Source organism: Candidatus Accumulibacter aalborgensis, from assembly GCF_900089955.1.
GTDB lineage: Bacteria > Pseudomonadota > Gammaproteobacteria > Burkholderiales > Rhodocyclaceae > Accumulibacter > Accumulibacter aalborgensis.
On sequence record NZ_FLQX01000171.1, the window covers coordinates 1 to 4,880 of the forward strand.

A 4,880-nucleotide genomic window follows, 5' to 3' on the forward strand; every position below is an offset into this window, starting at 1 on the left:
CCGCTACCGGCTGCCGCCTGATTGAGGGGCGGTGCCGGCGAGCGGGGGGCTAAACGATTACGCCGGATCAGGTCGTCCGTACCGTGACCGAAAACAGCCGGACGCTGAAATTCACGAGCCAGGGGTTCGAGCAGGAGTGATAGCGTGCAAAGCACTTCCAGCGAGCCGTTGACGCCAAATGGAGAGCTTGAACGCCGCAAGCGTCTGCTCGCAGACCAGGAAAAACGGGTCGCCGAAATCGGCCGTCATGGCGGTTCGTTCGTCCGCCACGCCATTCTTTGACCGTCGGGAAAACCGATGCAAGCGGCGGCGCGGATCGCCAGGAAGATCGGCTTGGCGACGGCAAATGTAACCCCGGCGTAACCCCAACAAAAAGCCCAAGCTTTTGACCTGGGCTAAGTGCCTGATTTTGTGGTGGGGCGTGAGTGGCTCGAACACTCGACCTACGGACGAATAGTCTGAAAAATACGTCATTTTTCGGCGTTGATAGAAGTGCAAGGCTGGCATTAAAAACGCACAAAATCAATGATGTGGTGTAAGTAGGCATTGCTTGACGTTGAACCGGATTGCTGTAAAATGGCTACATGGTGGCTACACGGAATCGCCCATGTAGCCAAACCCGGAGCCAACGACATGAACCGCGAACGCCTGACACCCGACCGAATCCGCCGCCTGACCCTGCCTGATGGAGTGGCGCAATCCTTCCTTTGGGACACCGACGCGCCCCGCCTTGCCGTGCGTGTGACCGCTGGCGCGAAGGCGTTCATCTTCGAGGCCAAGCTAAACCGGCAAACCGTTCGCGTGACCATCGGCGACGTTCGCGCGTGGACGCTCAGCGCAGCGAGAGACGAAGCCCGCCGACTGCAAACGATGACCGACCAGGGCACCGACCCGCGCCAAGAGAAGCGCGAGCGCATCGCCGCCGCCGAAGCCAAGATCGAAGAAGCGAAGCGCATCGCAACGCCGGCACTCGACGCCTGGCAAGCCTACCTTGCTGCCCGCGCCCCGCGTTGGGGCGAGCGCACCCTGATTGACCATCAGAAGCTCATCGACGCTGGCGGACAACCCAAGACACGAGGGCGCCGACCAGGTGAGGGTGACACGACGCTACCTGGCAGCCTGCTGTCCCTGCTGGCTCATCCTCTGGAACAAATCGACGGCGACCGGGTGCGAGCCTGGCTGAAAGACGAAGCCGCCAAGCGCCCGACACATGCCGCGCTGTCGTTCAGGTATCTGCGCGCCTTCCTGAACTGGTGCAGCGACCGACCCGAATACCGCGACCAGGTACAGGCCGACGCCTGCATTACCCGAATGGCCCGCGACGAACTGCCGAAGAAATCCGCCAAGGATGATTGCCTACAGCGTGAGCAACTGCCAGCATGGTTCGCCGCCGTGCGCCAGATCGGCAATCCCGTCATTGCCGCTTATCTCCAGACGGCGCTGCTGATTGGTGCGCGCCGGGAAGAGGTGGCCGGTATCCGGTGGGAAGACGTGGACTTCCAGTGGAAGGCATTGACCATCAAAGATAAGGTGGAAGGCGAGCGCACCATTCCGCTAACGCCCTTCATTGCCGGCCTGCTGGCCGCGCTTCCTCGTCGCAACGAGTGGGTATTCAGCAGTGTCGCCGCGGCATCCGGAAGGCTTCAGGAGCCGCGCATCATGCACAACAAGGCACTGACCGCTGGGGGACTGCCAGCACTCTCGATTCATGGCCTACGTCGTTCCTTTGGTACGCTCGCCGAGTGGGTAGAGTGCCCCGCGGGAGTATCAGCGCAAATCATGGGCCACAAGCCGAGTGCGACCGCCGAGAAGCATTATCGCGTTCGCCCGCTCGATCTGCTGCGGATGTGGCACACGAAGATCGAGGCGTGGATTCTCGACGAAGCAGGTATCGAGCAGCCTGCCGAAGAGGTACGGCCCGGCTTGCGCATCGTGCAAAATGGATTGTAAAGCGAGGATTGACGGACTATGATTGTCTCGTTTCGACACAAGGGGCTCGAAGCCTTCTTCCGCTCTGGTACGCAAGCCGGAATCCAGCCGATTCACGCCAAGCGCCTGCGGGAAATGCTGACCGCCCTGCACGCCGCATCCGGCCCCGGCGATCTGGCTCGCCCGTCCTGGCGTCTGCATGGCTTATCCGGCGACCGCGCCGGTTTTCATGCCATGACGGTACAGGCAAATTGGCGGCTGGTCTTCCGGTTTGACGGAACGAACGTGGAGCTACTCGATTACGTCGACTATCACTGAGGGATGAAGATGGACATGTACGACCCCGCATCGCCTGGCGAGGTGCTTGCCGGCTGGCTGGAAGACCTCGACATGAGCGTGACCGCTTTCGCCGCGCATCTGGGCATCAGCCGCGTCATGCTCTCGCGCATCCTGCACGGACACGCCGCCGTCACCGCCGACATGGACTTGCGCTTGCATGAGGCCTTGGGCACATCGCCCGGCTTATGGCTGCGCATGCAGACGCAGCGTGACCTGTGGATGGCCGGCGAGCGTGCCAAGGAACGGGCGCCGGTGGCGCGAATCGCCGCCTGACCGAGTTTTGCCGCGCCTGCGGAACTTCTGTAACATATACGTTACCAGCCCGTGTTCGATCTTCTCGATTACCAGACGGCAGACGGCCGCGACCCGTTCAAGGAATGGCTCGCAAACTTGGCCGACAGGCAGGCACGGGCACGGGTGGCCGTCCGGGTGCAAAGGATGGCCGCCGGCAATTTCGGCGACCACAAGCCCCTGAGCGATGGCGTATGGGAATTGAGGATAGACCACGGCCCCGGCTACCGCGTGTATTACGCCCAAGCCGGCCAGCGAGTGCTGTTGTTGCTGATCGGTGGCGACAAGCGCCGCCAGCAAGCCGACATTGAAACCGCCGTCCGCTACTGGCAGGACTGGCAAAGGAGGAATGCACGATGAAAGCCGCTCGCCCCCATGATGATGCAATGGTGGAACTGCTGCGCGAAGATCCGGCGTTTGCCGATGAGTACCTCGCCGCAGCACTGGAGGAAGCAGAGGAACCCGGCGGCAGGCAAGCCCTGCTGCGCGCCTTGCGCCACGTCGCCCACGCCCAAGGAATGCAAGAGGTAGCGGCACGCGCCGGCCTGCGCCGTGAGAGCCTTTCCCGCGCCCTTTCGCCCAAGGGAAACCCAACACTCGAAACCTTGCTGGCCGTTCTGTCTGCCGCCGGCCTGCGCCTGGCCGTGGCCCGACGAGAGGAACACCCGGCCTGACCGAGCATCACCGCCGCCTGACAGACTCAGGTAAAGAGCACCAATGCCACGGATAGGCCCGCGAACCGAAAAGCGGGACACCTTCACCCGCCTGCCGTGGCACCCCAAACGAAGGAGCGCAGAGAAGGAGCGACATGAACAATAGCCGCCGAAAAATCGACGCTTCCGATTTCAAAGAATTATGCAAGGTCAAGAACCTGACGAACTTCGGCGGGTTCTGCATTGAACGTGACGGCGTTTACCTGAACAGGCTTGACGAAGCGACGTTGAGACTGCTGAGCGAGGAAGAAAAAAAGGCGGTCCAGGGATGGCACCCGACCGGTCGACGAATATGCCCAAGACAGCTACCTGTGGGCGTGCAGCGATCTGGCCAGCGAGACCCGGCAACTGTTCGGCTTGATGAGGGTGCTTCCATGACTGAGAAAAGCGGCATGAACCTTCCATACTTCGCGGCTGCCGGCAGTCCGGCGCTGTACTTCAACGTCAGCGACGACATCACGACCGAAAGCGCACTCACCGGCGCTTCGATGTTCCTGGCAACGGCTTCCAGCCAGGGCAACACCCCGGAAGCGCTGGATGATGATGCTCGGTGGGCAATCGTGCATCTCGTGGAAATGGCGAAAGCCCTTGTCGATTCCGTCGTCAGCAGGAGAATGGAAGTTCCACGAGGTTTGGTTCAGGCAGAAGGCGAGGTGTGTCATGACTGAGAACAACACCAACCCAATCCTGAGCTGCGACGACCTGAGCTTCACTGCCCGCGACGACGCGGGCCGGCTGATCGCCTGGCAGGTACCGCACGACCGCAATGAGAGTTGGGGCGAGAAGTTCGCCGTTGGCCAAGGCTACCTGGCCGAAATCGCCGAACTGGCCGCGCGCAGCGAACTGGAAGCCTACCACGCCGTGCAGTACGCCCTTTCCGGTGGCTGCGATTTCCGGCGCGGCGAGTCCACCACGACCGATGCACGTTGAAGAGGCGATCGGTTACTTCCTGGCGTGCAGCAAAGCCTTCGCCAGTCTCGAAATCCTCTTGGGCGAGATCGACGGAAACGACAACCTCTTGGCCCAAGGCAGCCTGATAAGCGCCGGCCTGCACATCGCTGAGCGGTATGCAGACCTGGCCGCAAGCTGGCGCGACGATCTGAAAGCAGGAGGGTTTCAGTCATGAGCGATCACATGCCGCAGCTCTGCCTGCTGCCGTGGTGGCCGGGTTCGCCTTGGCGCCTGCCGACGGCGAGCGTTACAACGTAACGACCGCATGACCCTACCGACCCGGCCAAGCGCCGGGTTTTTCATTGGTGGCGTTGATCGGGATTGCCCGGATTTGGCTACATGGTGGCTACATGAAGGCATGTATCCCATATGGATTACTGCCTGACCGTCGCTAACTACTTGTTTTTAGTGGTGGGGCGTGAGTGGCTCGAACACTCGACCTACGGATTAAGAGTCCGCTGCTCTACCAACTGAGCTAACGCCCCCACGGGGTAGTCACCAACTTAGGACCGTGCAGTGTACCTTGGTGCTGGTGGGTCGGGTGGGATTCGAACCCACGACCAATGGATTAAAAGTCCACTGCTCTACCGACTGAGCTACCAACCCGAAAAACCGGCGGATTATAGGGAATGGACGGATTCGTGTCAAATACTATAC

At 61.2% G+C, this 4,880-nt stretch carries 9 protein-coding genes and 2 tRNA genes; 9 read left to right on the forward strand and 2 right to left on the reverse strand.

The genetic code is table 11. From position 1 onward, the window contains the following. The first annotated feature begins 144 nt into the window (after positions 1 to 144). The 9 genes from ACCAA_RS21185 to ACCAA_RS21225 all read left to right on the forward strand — a co-directional run bounded on the left by ACCAA_RS21185 (position 145) and on the right by ACCAA_RS21225 (position 4,398). A complete protein-coding gene (locus ACCAA_RS21185) occupies positions 145 to 282 on the forward strand; it encodes a hypothetical protein (RefSeq protein WP_186409235.1) in 138 nt (45 codons plus the stop codon). A 351-nt stretch (positions 283 to 633) separates the two neighbouring features. Next, a complete protein-coding gene (locus ACCAA_RS21190; RefSeq protein ID WP_186409236.1) occupies positions 634 to 1,950 on the forward strand; it encodes a tyrosine-type recombinase/integrase in 1,317 nt (438 codons plus the stop codon). Between the two features lie 18 nt (positions 1,951 to 1,968). Next, the gene (locus ACCAA_RS21195; RefSeq protein ID WP_186409237.1) at positions 1,969 to 2,247 is read left to right on the forward strand and encodes a type II toxin-antitoxin system RelE/ParE family toxin; all 279 of its coding nucleotides are present in this window, start codon (positions 1,969 to 1,971) and stop codon (positions 2,245 to 2,247) included. Between the two features lie 15 nt (positions 2,248 to 2,262). Continuing rightward, positions 2,263 to 2,541 (forward strand): HigA family addiction module antitoxin, encoded by a 279-nt coding sequence (locus tag ACCAA_RS21200; protein WP_342674079.1) that lies wholly within the window; start codon positions 2,263 to 2,265, stop codon positions 2,539 to 2,541. Between the two features lie 51 nt (positions 2,542 to 2,592). After that, on the forward strand, positions 2,593 to 2,919 hold the full coding sequence (locus tag ACCAA_RS21205; protein WP_186409239.1) for a type II toxin-antitoxin system RelE/ParE family toxin: 327 nt from the start codon (positions 2,593 to 2,595) through the stop codon (positions 2,917 to 2,919). After that, entirely contained in the window at positions 2,916 to 3,233 is a 318-nt protein-coding gene (locus tag ACCAA_RS21210) for an addiction module antidote protein (protein ID WP_186409240.1), read from the forward strand. The genes ACCAA_RS21205 and ACCAA_RS21210 overlap by 4 nt, the downstream gene beginning before the upstream one ends. Positions 3,234 to 3,367: 134 nt before the next feature. Beyond that, positions 3,368 to 3,940, forward strand: coding sequence for a DUF3077 domain-containing protein (locus ACCAA_RS21215; RefSeq protein ID WP_186409241.1), 573 nt, complete (start codon positions 3,368 to 3,370; stop codon positions 3,938 to 3,940). Continuing rightward, entirely contained in the window at positions 3,933 to 4,202 is a 270-nt protein-coding gene (locus ACCAA_RS21220) for a hypothetical protein (RefSeq protein ID WP_186409242.1), read from the forward strand. Before ACCAA_RS21215 ends, ACCAA_RS21220 begins: the two co-directional genes overlap by 8 nt. A gap of 58 nt (positions 4,203 to 4,260) precedes the next feature. Next, entirely contained in the window at positions 4,261 to 4,398 is a 138-nt protein-coding gene (locus ACCAA_RS21225; protein WP_186409243.1) for a hypothetical protein, read from the forward strand. 234 nt (positions 4,399 to 4,632) lie between these two features. Here the strand turns inward: ACCAA_RS21225 and ACCAA_RS21230 are convergent. Together ACCAA_RS21230 and ACCAA_RS21235 are read right to left on the reverse strand one after the other, a co-directional pair. Next, a tRNA-Lys gene (locus ACCAA_RS21230) sits at positions 4,633 to 4,708 on the reverse strand. Positions 4,709 to 4,753: 45 nt separating this feature from the next. Beyond that, positions 4,754 to 4,829 (reverse strand) — tRNA-Lys (locus ACCAA_RS21235). Positions 4,830 to 4,880: the final 51 nt, after the last annotated feature.

What these genes read in the sequence shown, in the direction of transcription:
- ACCAA_RS21190 (WP_186409236.1), top strand. Translation starts at nt 634, where the DNA reads ATGAACCGCGAACGCCTGACACCCGACCGAATCCGCCGCCTGACCCTG.
- ACCAA_RS21220 (WP_186409242.1), top strand. Translation starts at nt 3,933, where the DNA reads ATGACTGAGAACAACACCAACCCAATCCTGAGCTGCGACGACCTGAGC.
- ACCAA_RS21210 (WP_186409240.1), top strand. Translation starts at nt 2,916, where the DNA reads ATGAAAGCCGCTCGCCCCCATGATGATGCAATGGTGGAACTGCTGCGC.
- ACCAA_RS21200 (WP_342674079.1), top strand. Translation starts at nt 2,263, where the DNA reads ATGTACGACCCCGCATCGCCTGGCGAGGTGCTTGCCGGCTGGCTGGAA.
- ACCAA_RS21195 (WP_186409237.1), top strand. Translation starts at nt 1,969, where the DNA reads ATGATTGTCTCGTTTCGACACAAGGGGCTCGAAGCCTTCTTCCGCTCT.
- ACCAA_RS21215 (WP_186409241.1), top strand. Translation starts at nt 3,368, where the DNA reads ATGAACAATAGCCGCCGAAAAATCGACGCTTCCGATTTCAAAGAATTA.